This is a genomic window from Streptomyces aurantiogriseus (genome assembly GCF_014649375.1).
Classification (GTDB): Bacteria; Actinomycetota; Actinomycetes; order Streptomycetales; family Streptomycetaceae; genus Streptomyces; species Streptomyces aurantiogriseus.
Genome location: NZ_BMSX01000020.1, coordinates 1 through 15,881, shown reverse-complemented (window position 1 = coordinate 15,881; position 15,881 = coordinate 1). Strand labels below are relative to the sequence as shown.

The window sequence follows — 15,881 nt, the reverse complement described above, 5'->3', positions numbered from 1 at the left end:
GCAGGCGGACCGGACGGGGGAGACGATGACATAGCAGTTGACGCTAGCACGCTGACGTGCGCGGACTGTGGGTCGCTTGTGGCCGCCCGCCAGGCGGACGGCCACGACCTCAGGACCGCGTCAGGCGGGCCGGCTGCCCCCCTTCCACTCCTCCATGAGCCGGACGACGTTGTGCGCGGCACGGCCGTCGCCGTAGGGGGTGCCGGGGTCGGCGGTCGGCACGGGACGGGTCACCGTCTCGGCCCACTCCTGAGGCGACAGCGTGTGCGGGTCGGGTACAAGGACGTTCCAACCCGTGTTCACGGTTTCCACCCACTCCGTCTCGGGGCGGATGGTGGTGCAGATGCGCTCCAGCAGGAACGCCTCCTTCTGCAGCCCGCCCGAGTCGGTGACCACACCGACGGAGGCCAGCACGGCGGCGACCAGGCTCGCGTACGGCAGCGGGCGGCCGACGTGCACGCTGCCCTGGGCCAGCTCGATGCCGTGCTCCTTGGCGCGGGCGACCAGCCGCGGGTGCGCGGCCAGCGCCACCGGCACCGGCAGCTTGGCGAGCGAGTCGACGATCGCGGCCAGCCGCTCGGGGTCGTCGGTGTTGTCCGGGCGGTGCAGGGTCGCCAGCAGGAAGGGCTGCGCCGGGTCGATGCCCTCGGGCAGCTCGGGTGCGGCGAACTCGCCGGCCCGCACCTGGTCGCGGATGCGCAGGCAGATGTCGACCATCACGTCGCCGGCCAGGCGGGTGCGGTCGGCGAGGCCCTCGTTCGCGAGGTGGCGCACGGCCTCCTCGGTGGGGGCCAGCAGCAGGTCGGCGCAGTGGTCGGTGAGGACGCGGTTGTGCTCCTCCGGCATCCGCCGGTTGAAGGAGCGCAGGCCCGCCTCCAGGTGCGCGACCGGCAGGTGCATCTTCACGGCCGACAGCGCACCGGCGATGGTGGAGTTGGTGTCGCCGTACACGAGCACCCAGTCGGGCCGCTCCCGCTCCAGGACCGGGTCCAGCGCGGAGAGCACGGCCCCGGTCTGCACACCGTGGCTGCCGGAACCGACGCCGAGGTGGACGTCGGGGTCGGGGATACCGAGGCCGGAGAAGAAGACGTCGGAGAGGTCGGCGTCGTAGTGCTGCCCGGTGTGCACGATCACGTGCTCGTGCTCAGTCTCCGCGAAGGCCGCCGCGATGGGGGCGAGCTTCACCAGTTGAGGTCGGGCTCCGACGATGCTGATGACTTTCACTGACCACTCTTCTTCTCGGTCGGGCTGGCGGGTCGATCTTCGGGACGGACTGCCTATACCGGGCGATGGCAGGGTGTGTCACGTTCTCACACCGGATGCAATGGTAGGCAACGCCCGCACTGACCAGGGCCGCGGCCGGATGCCGTCCGCAGCGAAGGGCGTGTCCATGCCGTGGTCAGAAGCCGTTATGCGGCCCCGGAGAGGCCGCATAACGATTTCATGACCCTGTGTTCAGCGACCGTCCGTGAGCACGTCACCTGCCCAAACCCAGTATCCGGCGAGCCCTCCGGCCGCGATCCGGCACATGGGCCTGCCGTTGACCACCGAGCGGCGGTCGAACGGGGCGTTGGACGGGTTGGCGAACGTCACGGTCCGGGTGCTGCCCACCGCTCCATCTGTGCCGAACTTGTAACACGTGACCTCGGTCCCGGCGGGGAAGGTGAGCGTGCGGTCCGGGTGGTAGACGGTCGGGAGGTACTCGCCGAGCAGGAAGACGTTCGGGTAGTACTCGCCGACCCACCAGCCTGCGTACGCCCCCGCGTCGATCCGGTAGTAGATCCCGCGGCCCAGGATCCGGCGGCGTCGGTTGGCGGGCGCCTGGGTGGCCCGGGTGAAGGTCACGGTCTGGCGGGCGAGTTCGACATCCTCCTGCTTTTTGTCGTAGTCGCCGTCTGCCTGGGTGCCGAACTGGTACAGGGTGTGCGTTCCGGCCGCGAAGGCGATGGCTGAGCCTGCGGGCAGGACTCCGGCGGGGAAGTCGTCCGTCAGCACGTCGGTCATGTGGGCGAAGCGGGGGTTGCCCGTCTGCCAGTGCAGCTGGCGGAAGAGGTTGATGTGGTGCTGGTGGTAGGTGATCGCCGGGATGCGGTGGGTCTGGCAGTAGTAGGAGGCCCAGCGCTGGTTGCGCAGCAGCGGGAAGTAGCGGTCGATCGTGGTGCACGCGCCGTCGTACAGCTGCACCGCCAGCTCGTTTCCGGTCTCCTGGATGTAGTCCCAGAGGCCGAACATGGCGAAGATCATGCCGTTGTACGTGTAGTCGCCCGTGCCGGGCTCGGCGCCCGGGTACTCCTGGATCCAGAGGTAGCCGGCGCTGTTGCGGTTGATCACCCAGGGGGTGGCGTCGTCGGCGAGCAGCAGCGAGGCGAAGGCGGCGTCGGCGGCCGCCCGGTAGAGGGTCTTCTCCTCCGCGGTGACCCCGTCCAGCTGGGAGAGCTGGATGAAGAGGCTGAGCGCCTCGCCCTGCGCCATGCCGGAGAACCAGGGCGCCTTGTAGGAGATGCCGGTGTGCACGTCGTGCGTGTAGTCGAAGGGGTAGGGGAAGTACCAGGCGCCGCGGGTCTCCACGCGGGTGTCGATCAGTCGCTTGGCCTGAGCCTTCGCCCGGGTGAGGAACAGGGCCTTGCGGGCGGGGTCGGTCTCGGTGCGGTAGCTGGTGATGCAGCCGAGGCCGAACTGGATCTGGGTGACCGGCTGGTTGTACCCCGGCTCCGACCGGCTCGGGCGGAAGAGGATCACACCCTCGCTGTCGAGGTAGGTGTTCTCCGTGTCCGGAGTCACGTTCGCCCAGGTCGTGGGCCTGTCGCGCCAGGGCCGCATGGCCTCGGGCAGATCGGCGACGGCCCGGTAGCCGCCGACGTTGAACTCGAACGGCAGGGTGGTCGGCGGGTTGGTCCGGACCGTCTTCAGGTCCGGGGCGCCGAGGCGCTGGGGCAGGCGCCGGCTCGGCGGGGACACGACTCCGCCGGCCAGCTGGTCGGGCAGCGGCGGCAGCGGGGCCTCGAAGGGCTTGCGCGGCAGGCTCAGCACCCAGGACCGGGGTATGCCGTTGAAACGCGGATCGCCGGCGACCTTCACGCCCGAGGCGGCCGCTACGGCCTCGCCTCCGACACCGACGAGGGAGGCACCGAGCGCGGCGCCTCCGGTGAGACGGATGAACCCTCTGCGGTCGACCTCTCTGCGAGCGACCTCTCCGCGGTCGATCTCTCTGCGGTCCACCGAGGAACGGCTGATGTCAGCCATGGCTGATTCCCCCCAACGATGATCAACAACGTTGTGGATCTTAGGGGGGAGATCAGCGAAGGCAAGGTGAATTCGAAACTATGGCCGAATATGAGTGAGGGCCGCCCGAACGGATGCCGGGCCGGCCCTCGGTGGACGTCGTGCGGGGGTCTCAGACCGCGCGCTCGCTCAGCACACCGTCCTTCTCGTCGTACAGGGCACCGGTCTGCGGGCACTCCCACACACCCGGCTCGCCCTCCCGCTCGACCAGGCGGACACCGGCGCGCCCGACCCAGCCGACCTGCCGGGCGGGGACGCCCACGACCAGCGCGAAGTCCGGCACGTCCTTGGTCACGACTGCACCCGCGGCGACCATCGCCCAGCGGCCGATGGTGATCGGCGCGACACACACCGACCGCGCCCCGATCGACGCCCCGTCGGCGATCTTCACGCCGACGGCCTCCCAGTCGCCGCCACGCTTCTGCTTGCCCTCGGGGTCGACGGAGCGCGGGTTGTGGTCGTTGGTGAGGACCACGGCCGGGCCGATGAAGACACCGTCGCCGAGCTCGGCCGGCTCGTAGACGAGCGCGTAGTTCTGCAGCTTGCAGTTGTCGCCCATGCGGACGCCCGAGCCGACGTAGGCGCCACGGCCGACCACGCAGCCCTCACCGAGCCGGGCACCCTCGCGAATCTGCGCGAGGTCCCACACGCTGCTCCCGGCGCCGATCTCGGCGCTCTCGTCGACCTGGGCGCTGGGCTGGACCCTGTAGTTCACTTCTTCGCCTTCCGGTGTCTGCGTTCGCCTGGCGAGCATACGGCGAGGGACCGCCCGCGCGTCGCGGACGGCCCCCTACAAATGCGAGCCTCAGCCGGTCAGCGCCCGTCGGTGACGACCTGGTTCGCGGGGATCCAGTAGCCGGCCAGCTCCTCCGAGACGATCCGCAGCATCGACCGGCCGTTGACCATCGACCGGCGGTCGAACTGCAGGCTGTGGGCCTCGGAGTACTTCAGCGTCTTGAGCGTGCCTGCGGTTCCGTTGGTGCCGAACTGGATCGCCTTGGCGGTGGCGTTCGCGGCGATCGTCAGCGTGCGCGGCACCTGGTAGGTGACGGGCAGGTGCTCACCGCGCAGGAACACCTTCGGGTAGGCCTCCCCGATCCAGTAGCCCTTGTACGCGCCGGCGGCGATCCGGTACCAGACGCCCGCACCCTTGATCCGTCGCCGGATGTCGATGGGCGCCTGGGTGGCCTTGGCGAAGGTGACCTTCTTCGAGCCGAGGATCTTGTCCTGCTGGGCCTTGTCGTAGTTCCCGTCCGCCTTGGTGCCCACCTTGTACAGGGTGTGGGCGCCGGCGGCGATGGCGATCACCGAGCCGGTCTTCACACCGGGCGGCGGGAAGTCCTCGATCAGCATGTCCAGCTGATGAGCGAAGACCGCGCTGTTGGTGTGCCAGTGCAGCTGCTGCCACAGGGCGATGTGGTGGTGGTGATAGGTGACCGCGGGGATCCGGTGGGTCTGGCAGTAGTACGAGTACCAGCGCGGGTTGCGCAGCAGGGAGAAGTACCGGGCCATCGTCGTGCAGGCACCGTCGTACAGCTGGACCGCCAGCTCGTTGCCGGTCAGCTGGACGTAGTCCCAGAGACCGAACATGGCGAAGATCATGCCGTTGTACGTGTAGTCACCCGTACCGGCCGTCTTGAACGGGTACTCCTGGATCCACAGGTAGCCCGCCTTGTCCTTGTTCACCACCCACGGGGCGGCGTTGTCACCGCGCAGCAGTGAGGCGAAGGCGCCGTCGGCGGCCGTCTTGTACAGGGCCTTCTCGTCCTCGGTGAGCCCCTCCTGCAGGCCCGCGAGCTGGGCGAAGAGGCTGATGGCCTCGCCCTGGGCCATGCCGGAGTACCAGGGAGCCTTGTAGGCGACGCCGCTGTGCTCGGCGTGCGTGAGGTTGAAGGGGTAGGGGAAGTACCAGGCGCCACGCGTCTCGACGCGCTTGGCGATCAGGCGGTCCGCCTGGGCCCTGGCCCGCTTCAGGAACGTCGCCTTGCGGGTGGCGTCCTTCTCGACGCGGTAGCTGGTGATGCAGCCGAGCGCGAACTGGATCTGGCCCACGGGGTGGTCGTAGACCTTGCCGTCCTCGGCGTAGTACATGTACACACCTTGGGCGTTCAGGTGGTACGTCCCGGACGAGAGGTTCGCGTTCGCCCAGGTGGTGGGCCGGTTGCGCCAAGGCCGCAGGGCTTCCGGCAGATCCGGGACGATCTTGTAGCCGGCCTTGTTGAACTCGAACGGCAGCGAGGTCGGTACGTCCGTCTCGACCGGCGTGCCACCGGTGTACGGGATGCGCGTGCCCGGGCTCGGCGCGCTGACGGTGCCCCCGTCCAGCGGGTCCGGCAGCGGCGGTACGGGTATCGACTCCGCGGCGCCCTGCGGCAGGCTCAGCGCGAGCGAGCGCGGCATGTTCGCGAACGGGTCCGGAGTGGGCGACTCGAAGACGCCGGTCGCCATGGCGGTGAAGGTGCCGCCCCCCACGACGGCGGCGCCGGCGGCGGTACCGCCGGCCAGACGTATGAACCGCCTGCGGCCTACCTCTGCGCGCCTCTTTCCTGCCATGAATCAGGTCCCCCCCAGGGCATCGATCTTCAGATGTGTGGAGTTCGCGTGTGATGTGTGTAACTCCGTTGCGGCAAAGAGAAATTCAACTGAACGTTGATTAAGCGGGGATCGGACATAACGGTGTGTCAGGTGATATTTGCCGAGGCCTGAGAGGAATCTGTGATGAAACTGTGATGAGGTGAAGGCTTCGATATCGGACATATGGGCGGCGTTGCGACGTAAGGCCGGTGCACGCGGAGTCATGCGTGCACCGGCCTTGTTGGTCAGGGGCTGTGTGGGGGTTGTCAGTTGTAGGGCTTGACGATCTTCATCGGTTCGTAGGGCCAGCTGGTGGACGGGGCACCGTTGAAGTCGCCGGTGTGGGGGACGGCTTGGTCCCAGTCGAGGGAACGTGTTGTCGCCCTGGCCGTAGAAGACGGCGAAGTGCCGCGACGGGCCACTGGCCTGCGGTCCGCGCCGGAGCTCCAAAGGGGAGCAGGATCAGGTGTCACCCAGATCGTCGGCCGTGCCCGGGACCGCAGGGCCGTACTCCTCAGGGAGCGCCGCGTTGACGATCTCCACTGCCTGGCGGGGCGATTCCACCGTGGCGATCGTCTCCATGGTCTCCGGCCACATCACCGCGTAACCCCCGGACAGCAGAGGCCGGATGCACGGGGCATCCCTTGTGAACGGATAGCCGGTGGTCCGGCTCAGGAGCAGGTCGTGATGGCTGAGGTAAGGAAACAGTCCGGCAAGCTTCGGGAAACGAAGGGCCTCCTCGGCGAGGCGCCGGGCCTCGGCTTGATCACTCCTGAGCAGCAAGGCCCACTTGGCCTCGACCTCTCTACCCTCCTCGTATGCCTCGGAGATCTCCCCAATGTCCATGAACGGATACCTGGCACCCAATTCCCGCAGCCGCGCGCCGGAAGCCCAGAGCGAGGCCGCGGCGATCACCTCGTCCAGGTCCTCCGACTTGGCTCCGGCGAGCTCCACGCCGCGCGACCAGATCCGGAGCAAGAACACCCTGCGGGCCCCGCCGAGGGAGATCTGCAGGTCTCCCCCGGTGGCCGGGATCGTGGCGTACATCTGCCGCTGCATGCCTTCAGGAGCGCGCACGGATTCGAGCGGAGTGCCCAACTCCTTAGGCGGGTGCGGATACGCTCCGCCAGGCCGTTCCCGGAGACAAGATTGGGGTACAGACGGTCGTCCGGCCTCGTCTCCGCGGGCGTTTCATCCGCCCGCTCGTTGCGTGTCATCTTCGCGACCCACCTCAACGTCGTCGTCCGCCATTACCCAACTGGCCCGCGGCGCCCCGAAGCTCCTGCCAATCCAGTCCCTTGCCCCGTCTGTCTCGCCCACGCTTGCCAGCTACACGGCTTGCCAACGACGCTCATCTCCCAGACGGTTCCGAGACCCGAGCCAACTTCGGCGCCGCCGGCCGAGTCGCCGAGCTTCCGGCCGAACCTCTAGAGAAGCCGGACGTCGCAGTGGCTCAGAACGTCCATGATCTTCCCGAAGTCCCCTTTCAGACGCTCACATGACTGGGACGAGTACCGCCAGTTGAGGGTGAAGGGAGCGGTAGCTCCGAAGTCTCCGCCCAAGCAGTCGGCCGAGGCGCTGAGGTTCCGGCCGAAGTGTCCGCCGGGACCGTTGACCGCCTCCCCGATGGCGCAGGAACTGGCCGCGCTGGCCCGCACACGCCTGAAACGCATGCACTACAAGCCCGGTTGCGGGCTCCTGCCAGCAACTGAGTCTGGGCGCGTTCCCGTCACCCTTGCCCCTTGCCGGCCTTCCCGTCCCTTCGGGAGAGCGCCTGTCGGTAGTACTCCAGCCGGTCCTCGTCCCCGTCCACGAACTCCAAGATGTCGAACGCCGCCTCGGCATCCCCGGATACGGCCTCGGTGTACAGCGCCCAGATGCCCTCACGCACTGCGGCGACGCACTCCTCCTCCAGACCGGGGCGACCGGCATCGGTCTCGCTCTGGTGCGACTCCCCCGTCACGAGGTACTCCAGCATCCCCAGGAAGTGCCCCCTGACGGAATCGTGCAGGTCCTCGCCCAGCGCTGTGAGCATCACCGGCACGGCGTGCGGGGCCACCTCGAAGAGCATGCTCTGCACCTCGAGGTGGTTCTCCAGCGTGTGCCCGGTCATCTCCTGGGCACTCCGGGCGCTCAGCAGCCTTGTGAACGTTTCCGTCAGGTGCGCACCCGACTGCCCGCAGCCGCAGCGCAGTGCGGACCAGTCGTGGCGTCGCAGTTCCAGGATCGATGCCCTCACCACTTTCCAATCATCCATGGTCCTTCGGCTCGTAGATGACACCGCGAAACGCCGGTACACCGTCTGCGATTTCGGGCCGAACACCGGCGGCAGCTGCCGCCAGGTGCACCCCGAGGTAGCCACGAAGACGATGGCGGCCCAGCTCTCGCGGTCTCCGGCTCGTCGTCGGCCAACTCACTGCGGGCGGCGCACCCCCGTCTCGGGCACCATCGGAAAGCCCAGGCGAGTTCGCCGATGACGTTGCCGACCGTCTTGACGCCGTCCCAGACCTGGCCCCAGTCGACCGCTTCGGAGACGGTCTCGACGACGCTGCCAGCCTGCTTGACGACCTCGTCGCGGATGGCGTCCACGGTCTTGGCGACATCGGCGACGACCTGGACGGCCAGGCCGACGACGAGCGCCGGGAGGTTGGGAGTCGGCTGTGACGATGGCCGCACCGACCGCGATCGGTTGCTCGATCGCACGCACCACTCCGCCAGAATCGAAGTCGAGAGAGATCGACAACTCCGAATCGTAATGTGCAAAACCTTTATTCCTAACCTCCCCTGCGGCCGGCGGTGCGAATCCCGGGATTTCCCGCAGGATTCGCTCCGCCTCTTCGATGGGCATACCGATCACCAGGTCACCCGTCCCTCGGGGGGATCAAGATCAATTACCATTTGTCACCTCCGGGGTGCCTCGTAATTCACCGAAAGGTCAACTGCACATGAACTTCTTGCGGGACAGCGCGGAGCACCTGGACGCAGCGAGCGCAGGCCTGCTGACGTTTACCCTTCCCCCGCCTCCACCCGATCGAGTCAGGAACCGACGAGAACGCCCTGCCCACCGAACTCACCCCATAGCCTCAAAACGAGATCACCCAGTGGCCGTCGATACACCACCTCGGCGGCACAGTGGGCACGTGTAGGCCCCGCGACGTCTCATTGAGGGGGCAGCAGCGAGGTGGGCTTCCGATAGGGATCCCAGAACTCCACCCCCGCATTGTCCTGAGCCGTGACCAACGCACCGATTCCATGACGCGATGCGAAGTCGAGCTCTGCGGAAAAGGCTGGCACAAGCATCAGGAATTCGACATGCCTGCCATCGGCAAGCGTCGCACTCTTCAGCTCACCGTCGAACGGATGCGTGATCACGAATCCCGACAACTCGGTCCCGGGCCACAGCGGGCCGTCCGCCCGATAAATGTTCTGGGCCGACAGCGCCTTGCCCGATCTCGCCGAGTACAAACCCAACTGGGCAACCGATTCGGCGATCTCATCGCACTCCGGGTCACAGCCCAGAAAGAACTCTTGACGATGCGAGATGTCCGCGCCCGGCACCGGGATGTCGCACACGCCCGAGGTCCGGTAGAACGTCAGCTCGTCGTCGCCATCCCCCTCGACCCATTTCAGAACACGGATCTCGAAACCGTCCCCGGTACGGAACAGCGCCTCCCGCAAGGGCTCACCCCAGCGCTGAATGAACAGCTCAGCGGGGCTCGAACAGTGGTTCATCATGGATTGCCTCCATAAGGCCAATATGTTCCCGCCGGCCAGCCCGGAGGCCACCATTCACCCGGCCCCGTCCCGATCGGCTTGTCCTGCTTGGACGAGTTGCACGATTTACAGGCACCTGTGGTGTTCGTCGACCTGTTCACGCGCGTGGACCTGGCGTCGCGGCTGTTCAGCCAGCCACCCTTGTCCCAGTCCTCTTTCTGCGGACTCACATGCTCATAGTCCGTGGAGTTATTCTGTCCACAATACGGACACGTGGGCGACTTGTTTATCGCAGCCGTGCGAACACCGGCGGTCGGCCTCTTGTACTTCTTCCTTGCATAGCTCGGCCCTTCGATGTCCTGCTGCCCTGCAGCCACACAAGCCTGGCCCACTTCACCAACAGGCTTGATGTCGATGTTGTGGACGAGGACAGCCTCGGCCCCAGCGACGACATGGTACGTGTGCGCCGTGTCGACGGTGAGGTTGTAGACGGCGGCCTGTTGTGTCCATGCGCTGACGGCGTCGATCTGGACCCAGGTGCCGGAGCCGGTCTGGAGCCACTGGCCGGGCTTGAGTTCGCCCGCCTTGAGCCACTTCTTCAGGTCGGGGACCCAGAAGGGGTGACCTGCGGTGGCGGTGATGGTGTCGGTGGCGTGGCCTTGGTCGCCGTCGGTGTGGACCGTGAGTTTGACGAGCTTCTTTTCGCCCTTGCCCTCGATGGTGTCGGTGACCTTCTGTTTGGAGGTCTTGCCGGTGGTCGGGTCGGTGGCGAGGACCTCGTCGCCTTCCTTGACCTGTTCGATGGGTTTGCGGCTGCCGTCGGCCATGACGACTTCGGTGCCGGGCACGAAACTGTTGGCGGAAGCCATCGAGGCCACGTCCATCGCCGTGCTCGTGCACTCGACCGCGGTCTCGATCTTGTCGACCGTGTCCTCGGTCTTCTCGGCCGCCTTGGCGATGTCGTCGGCGTACTTGGCCGCCTTTGCCGCCATCCGTCCGGCCTTCGCCGCCCGCACGGCCGTCGCGCCGGCGCCGCCGAGCAGGACTCCGCCGACGGTGGCCGCGGCCCAGGCGCAGGCCTCCATGTCGCCCTTGGTGACGCAGTTCTTGATGTCGTTGAAGCCGGTGACCTCGCCGACGACGTTGCCGACCGTCTTGACGCCTTCCCAGACCTGGCCCCAGTCGACCGCCTCGGAGACGGTCTCCACGACGCTGCCGGCCTGCTTGACGACCTCGTCGCGGATGGCGTCCACGGTCTTGGCGACATCGGCGACGACCTGGACGGCCAGGCCGACCACCAGCGCCGGGAGGTTGGGGTCGGCTGTGACGATGGCCGCACCGACCGCGATCGGTTCCGGTCAGGGTCGCATATTTTTATGCCCCGTAGCCGGGGGCAGCAATCAGGACCGACTCAAAGTAACGACCCTCTTCGCCGCCGGAATCTTCGGGAGTCACCCTCCTCCACAGCCCGATGAAGACATCAGGAGCCGTGACATTTAGCCCCTCGTCCTCGATCTCGAGCCGGAACATTTCAGAGAGTCGCGCAATCACGACATCGGCAGGCTCTTCGAACAGGGACAGGCCTCGAAAAGTAACCCGAACATCCCCTTCAGGTCGGAACAGCTCGATCGCACGCACCACTCCGCCAGAATCGAAGTCGAGAGAGATCGACAACTCCGAGTCGTAATGTGCAAAACCTTTATTCCTAACCTCCCCTGCGGCCGGCGGCGCGAATCCCGGGATTTCCCGCAGGATTCGCACCGCCTCTTCGATGGGCATACCGATCACCAGGTCACCCGTCCCTCGGGGGGGATCAAGATCAATTACCATTTGTCACCTCCGGGGTGCCTCGTAATTCACCGCAGGGTCAACTGCACATGAACTTCTTGCGGGACAGCGCGCAGCGCCTGGATGCGCCTCGTTCCCGCAGGCGGCGAGCAGGGGCGCCGCTGTGACGAGCGCGGCGGAGACGGCGAGCGCGGTGCGCTGGCGGCGGTGCAACGGCGTCTCCCGGCATGCGGTGGTGATGGTGACGCGGCGTATAAAGCCCTCGCGGTGATCGATGGCCGGCAGTCGGCGTGGCCTGGGCCACTACTTCGCCGCCACGCATTCGGTCGACGATTCGGGAGGGGTTTGGGGTATGCATGGCGAACCATGACCCACTCTCATGTGCCCTGCCTGGGGAGCAAGGCGCGTACGGCTGCCAGTGCTCCTTCCAACGACTCCACATCCTCTTCGAAACCCGCTGGCTCCGAAGTGGCGGCCCGATAGCCGCCACCTGCCCGCGGGACGATCCAGTACTCCCCGGCCGCACGGTCACGGGCATCCCGGCTGAGTACCAGAGATCCGTGGCTGACCACAGGGAACAACCCACATCGGGGGTCCGCATGGGCCGCCCGCACCCACGAACCTGATCGCCTTCCTCAAACAGCTTCAACAGGCCATCTCCGACTTCGCTGAACCCTGGCTCAGGTGGAGCGAAACCCTGATGGGGGTGTCGTTGGGGTCAAGATGCTCGAGACCCAGGATCACGTGAATGTCGGCGACCTTCCAGCAATTCACGTGCACAAAAGGAAACTGATCCTCATCGAGCACCAGCTCCTCCGGCTCGACCGAGAATCTTTGACCAAGTAGAGAAGCAAGCCGATCGGCCAGCTGCCGACAACCCTGAATCATGTCCTCATAGTCACTGGTTACGGCCCCGATATAGTCGGCCAAATTCCAATCGGTCTGCCACTCCTTCAGTATCACACCGACGATTACCAGATCCCCGCTGTATCCAATGCCCAGAGGCAGGCCGTCGCGACCCAAACGCTTCGGATACGGAAGGGACGCTGAACCGACGGGCTCCCAGCCCGACTGCACCAGCGCGGACGAGATCTCCTCAGCGTCCCAAGGATGTTCGAACCGTGCAGCTTCGCCTACAAGTTGAAGTACCGGTTCAAGATCGACGTCAAGGGTGGATCCAGACTCAGTCAAGGCCGCACACTTCTTGAATGAGGGTCACTTGAAGCTCGACCGCGCCACTGACGTAGGGGTTTTCACGCTCCTGTTCGACAGTGATCGTCCGACCGATCGCCGCGAATGACAGGACTGACTCGTAGCAGGAGGAAAGAACTTCCATAATTTCCCCCTTGTTGACATCCTCCGTAAGGAATCCCGCGTACTGAACAAATCCTTGAACAAGTGAAGCCGCAGTGAAAGGAGATTTACCGTCCTGCCAGTCATAGCCTTCGGCAAACAGCCGGCCCCAGACATCTGGAGAGTCCGTACCCAATGCCAGACGGGCTTGAAATGCCCTCAGGGACTCGCTGACCAGCGAAACGGTGGAGGGGTCAAACAATTCTTCGAGCGGCCGCCCGAATACCGCCAGCGTCTGCTCGATCACCTTCAGTCCAAGGAGCCGAAGTTCCCCGGTTGAGCAGTCGAGCAATCGATCTTCGTATCGATTGACGACCTCGACATCCCATAGCGCCATAAGCCTCACGCCCTCCAGGTCATTGACACATTCATGTGCGGTCGACCCAGTGACGGGCCGACCGCACACTCATGATCCCACACGTGAACGGACGAGCGGTTACTTCCTATCCCATGGAGCCACCCGCTTACTTTCCCACAAGCTGATGTGAGGATATCCCCTGCTCTGGCCGCACAATTTGGCCGAGACGGACCACAAGCTGGCCGGGAGGATGCAATCACGCCGCGGTTGGCCAGAGTCCCGTCATCGACGGCGTTGAAAAGTATGCGCTCGGCGTCGGTACGAATTCCCGGATCCCGACGCCGAAGATCCTTTCATACCCCATTTTCTCCGCCATGTCCTTCAATGCCTTCGGGGCCCTGTTATTGGCCGTGGCATACACCTTTCGCCCCACGGTCGTGCCCTGCTCCGCGATCCGCCTGCCGCTCTCCTTCGACACGTTGGCACTCACAATGTCATGCAGAGCTTCCGCATCATCGAGCAATTGCTGGGCCTGCCCGAGAGGAACGGGACAGCCTCGAACCCGAAACTTCCCGCATTGGGTCACGTGTTGTGGACGAGGACAGTCGCGGCGCCGACGACAACGTAATACGTGTGCGCCGTGTCGACCGTCAGGTTGTAGACGGCGGCCTGTTGTGTCCAGGCGCTGACGGCGTCGACCTGGACCCATGTGCCGGAGCCGGTCTGGAGCCACTGGCCGGGCTTGAGTTCGCCGGCCTGGAGCCACTTCTTCAGGTCGGGGACCCAGAAGGGGTGGCCGGTGGTCGCGGTGATCGTGTCGGTGACCTTCTGTTTGGAGGTCTTTGCGGTGGTCGGGTCGGTGGCGAGGACTTCGTCGCCTTCCTTGACCTGTTCGATGGGTTTGCGGCTGCCGTCGGCCATGACGACGTCGGTTCCAGGCACGAAGCTGTCACCGCGCCAATCATGTCCGCCGCCCTCAAGGCGCACTCGACGGCGTCCGCGACGTTCCCGAGCTTGCCTACTCTTCCCTCTCCCCCTGCCACCTCTGGAACGTGGGCACAGGCTCCCGGAACTCGGGAGGGAAGAACGGGCAGTGCAATGTCCCGTCGAGAAGGCCCAATACCACCTCCGGTGACGGTTTCTCGATCAGCTGCAGCCTCAGTTGACCCGCCTCGACGATGAGGGTGGGCCATTTGTCGGGCGCCCCCGCCGGGATCCAGAACAACGAGTCCGCGTTGTCGGTCGATCCCCACTGGATCACGTCCGCCGGAACGGCCCCGAAGCCAGCCAGCACCGAACGAATATCAGTAATCTTCTTCCGCGAAAGCATCTCGGACGCCTCCCGGCTGCACGCCTGGATGTCGAGCCATGCTGTTGGGCCCCCGTCCTCGTTGATCCAGAGGAAGTCGTTGAAGCAACCGGGCCCGTACAACTCCAGCATCGCAGCGTGACTGGGAGGAATCACCACGCCTCCCTCGGCGGGCTCCGCCCCGGCGGCGGAGCCGGGGCGGACATGTGTCGTCGAGGGAGGCGGACACAGACGGGTCAGGAGACCGAGCGTGCTCATGGCTGTCCTAGAAGTTCGGAATGGTTTTGTCGTAAGACCCCGTGGTCGACCACAACACGCAGAGACGCCCGGAGCCCCCACCGCGAAACGTGGGTGGGGGCTCCGGGCGTCCGCTGCCAACCGCTCTGCCCCTCATCATTTCCAACGGCCAGCGCTGGTCGATGACGGCAGCAGCGCCCCTACTCGAGAGCCAACTACAAAAGGGGGACGCCGCGAGACGTTCCTTTTATACATAGCCCAATTGACACAACAGCTGCCACCACTGATCAGATTCTGCTGCACCTGTGATGCGCAGGTATCCGGGGCCGAGTGCGTACTCCGACACAAACTCGGCAAGACTGCCCGCCACTCTCTCGAACCGACGGCTCTCCCACCAGGAAGTCAGCATGTCGGGGTAGGTCCAGATCGACCCATCTTGGCGATTGGCCAGCACAGCATTCTCGTTAACCTTCCCGACGACAAACCAGTCACCTGGATCTTCGGGAACTTCGACCATGCCCGGCGAGATCAACGCCTGGGCCTTCTCGGCGAACTTCCTGTCGAGGATCACCACTGATCCCATGATGGCCCCATCGGCAGCCAGCAAGAAGTCCAGGTATTCCTCCGGGGCATCCAGTTCCGGCCGCCGGGAAACCCCTGCGGGAACAGAATTAAAGATGCGCCACTCTTCACTGGAGTCGATGGCTTCACGAACCCTTGCAAGGGTCTGCCTGAATTCGTCTGTGATCACTAGGGTCCTTGAATGTTGACAGATATGGGCGAATGGTCCGGTAGATGCATGATCTGCTGCCTGATCTGCCTGCCTATGGCTTGGTTAGTAGTGGCATCAAGCATATGCAGATTATCGGTGATGTCGGGACCGCCCAGCTGAAGTTCCCAGACATGATCCGGGTTCATGCCCCCGAAGATTCTCCGACGGGCCGCAGCAACGAATTCCGGGTTCTTGTCGTTGAACTGCGCATAAACCCTCCTGAAGAAGTCCTGCTTGTAGCCCTTCTCGATGCCGGCTCGCGGCGGAAGCGGATTGGGGGCCTTGACGAGCTTCCCTTCATCGCTGAGCTGCTTGAGTGCGTCCGCCTTGAGCTTGAATTGAGATTTAGGCATTCCCGGCTCCCATCTAACCGTGATGTTAGTCGGGCATGCCTCGTCGTCATTGTGGACGAGCACCGGGGCGGTGCCAGCCGCCACGTAGTACGTGTGCGCCGTGTCGACGGTGAGGTTGTAGACCGCCGCCTGCTGCGTCCACGCGCTGACCGCGTCGACCTGCACCCACGTACCGGAGCCCGTCTGGAGCCACTGGCCGGG

17 protein-coding genes and 3 pseudogenes are annotated in these 15,881 nt (G+C 65.3%); all 20 read right to left on the bottom strand.

Annotated elements, in window-relative coordinates; translation table 11 throughout:
• Window positions 1-120 precede the first annotated feature (120 nt).
• Complete coding sequence (wecB, locus tag IE263_RS34320) at window positions 121-1,224, bottom strand: non-hydrolyzing UDP-N-acetylglucosamine 2-epimerase (protein ID WP_189941946.1); 1,104 nt, start codon at window positions 1,222-1,224, stop codon at window positions 121-123.
• A 231-nt stretch (window positions 1,225-1,455) separates the two neighbouring features.
• Complete coding sequence (locus tag IE263_RS34315) at window positions 1,456-3,243, bottom strand: D-glucuronyl C5-epimerase family protein (RefSeq protein WP_189941944.1); 1,788 nt, start codon at window positions 3,241-3,243, stop codon at window positions 1,456-1,458.
• 151 nt (window positions 3,244-3,394) lie between these two features.
• Window positions 3,395-3,997, bottom strand: a complete 603-nt coding sequence (locus IE263_RS34310; RefSeq protein ID WP_189941942.1) for an acyltransferase — start codon at window positions 3,995-3,997, stop codon at window positions 3,395-3,397.
• A gap of 98 nt (window positions 3,998-4,095) precedes the next feature.
• On the bottom strand, window positions 4,096-5,835 hold the full coding sequence (locus IE263_RS34305; RefSeq protein ID WP_189941940.1) for a D-glucuronyl C5-epimerase family protein: 1,740 nt from the start codon (window positions 5,833-5,835) through the stop codon (window positions 4,096-4,098).
• A gap of 483 nt (window positions 5,836-6,318) precedes the next feature.
• On the bottom strand, window positions 6,319-6,933 hold the full coding sequence (locus tag IE263_RS34300; protein ID WP_189941939.1) for a DUF6193 family natural product biosynthesis protein: 615 nt from the start codon (window positions 6,931-6,933) through the stop codon (window positions 6,319-6,321).
• Window positions 6,934-7,283: 350 nt separating this feature from the next.
• Window positions 7,284-7,529: a barstar family protein gene (locus IE263_RS49595; RefSeq protein ID WP_189941937.1), complete on the bottom strand. Its 246-nt coding sequence runs from the start codon at window positions 7,527-7,529 to the stop codon at window positions 7,284-7,286.
• 56 nt (window positions 7,530-7,585) lie between these two features.
• Entirely contained in the window at window positions 7,586-8,113 is a 528-nt protein-coding gene (locus IE263_RS34290; RefSeq protein ID WP_229911340.1) for a hypothetical protein, read from the bottom strand.
• Between the two features lie 20 nt (window positions 8,114-8,133).
• Window positions 8,134-8,266 (bottom strand): annotated as a pseudogene (locus tag IE263_RS48965) (transposase); the annotation flags it as partial.
• Window positions 8,267-9,015: 749 nt separating this feature from the next.
• The gene (locus tag IE263_RS34285; protein ID WP_189941935.1) at window positions 9,016-9,591 is read right to left on the bottom strand and encodes a suppressor of fused domain protein; all 576 of its coding nucleotides are present in this window, start codon (window positions 9,589-9,591) and stop codon (window positions 9,016-9,018) included.
• The gene (locus IE263_RS49805; RefSeq protein ID WP_308430782.1) at window positions 9,588-10,868 is read right to left on the bottom strand and encodes a Hint domain-containing protein; all 1,281 of its coding nucleotides are present in this window, start codon (window positions 10,866-10,868) and stop codon (window positions 9,588-9,590) included. The genes IE263_RS34285 and IE263_RS49805 overlap by 4 nt, the downstream gene beginning before the upstream one ends.
• A 76-nt stretch (window positions 10,869-10,944) precedes the next feature.
• Window positions 10,945-11,349 carry a hypothetical protein gene (locus tag IE263_RS34275; RefSeq protein ID WP_189941933.1) on the bottom strand — a complete coding sequence of 135 codons (405 nt, stop codon included), beginning with the start codon at window positions 11,347-11,349 and terminating at the stop codon, window positions 10,945-10,947.
• 120 nt (window positions 11,350-11,469) lie between these two features.
• A pseudogene (locus IE263_RS50355) lies at window positions 11,470-11,571 on the bottom strand (SurA N-terminal domain-containing protein); the annotation flags it as partial.
• A 164-nt stretch (window positions 11,572-11,735) separates the two neighbouring features.
• Window positions 11,736-11,972: a DUF6193 family natural product biosynthesis protein gene (locus IE263_RS50150; RefSeq protein WP_373312174.1), complete on the bottom strand. Its 237-nt coding sequence runs from the start codon at window positions 11,970-11,972 to the stop codon at window positions 11,736-11,738.
• Window positions 11,973-12,003: 31 nt separating this feature from the next.
• Entirely contained in the window at window positions 12,004-12,549 is a 546-nt protein-coding gene (locus tag IE263_RS34270) for a hypothetical protein (RefSeq protein WP_189941931.1), read from the bottom strand.
• Window positions 12,542-12,958: a hypothetical protein gene (locus IE263_RS34265; protein ID WP_189941929.1), complete on the bottom strand. Its 417-nt coding sequence runs from the start codon at window positions 12,956-12,958 to the stop codon at window positions 12,542-12,544. The genes IE263_RS34270 and IE263_RS34265 overlap by 8 nt, the downstream gene beginning before the upstream one ends.
• Window positions 12,959-13,265: 307 nt before the next feature.
• Window positions 13,266-13,499 carry a hypothetical protein gene (locus IE263_RS34260; RefSeq protein ID WP_189941926.1) on the bottom strand — a complete coding sequence of 78 codons (234 nt, stop codon included), beginning with the start codon at window positions 13,497-13,499 and terminating at the stop codon, window positions 13,266-13,268.
• 92 nt (window positions 13,500-13,591) lie between these two features.
• Window positions 13,592-13,951, bottom strand: coding sequence for a polymorphic toxin-type HINT domain-containing protein (locus IE263_RS34255; protein ID WP_373312173.1), 360 nt, complete (start codon window positions 13,949-13,951; stop codon window positions 13,592-13,594).
• A gap of 76 nt (window positions 13,952-14,027) precedes the next feature.
• Window positions 14,028-14,450 (bottom strand): hypothetical protein, encoded by a 423-nt coding sequence (locus IE263_RS34250; protein ID WP_189941924.1) that lies wholly within the window; start codon window positions 14,448-14,450, stop codon window positions 14,028-14,030.
• A gap of 352 nt (window positions 14,451-14,802) precedes the next feature.
• On the bottom strand, window positions 14,803-15,306 hold the full coding sequence (locus tag IE263_RS34245; protein WP_189941921.1) for a hypothetical protein: 504 nt from the start codon (window positions 15,304-15,306) through the stop codon (window positions 14,803-14,805).
• Window positions 15,306-15,881, bottom strand: a pseudogene (locus IE263_RS34240) (hypothetical protein); the annotation flags it as partial. The pseudogene IE263_RS34240 and the gene IE263_RS34245, both read right to left, overlap by 1 nt.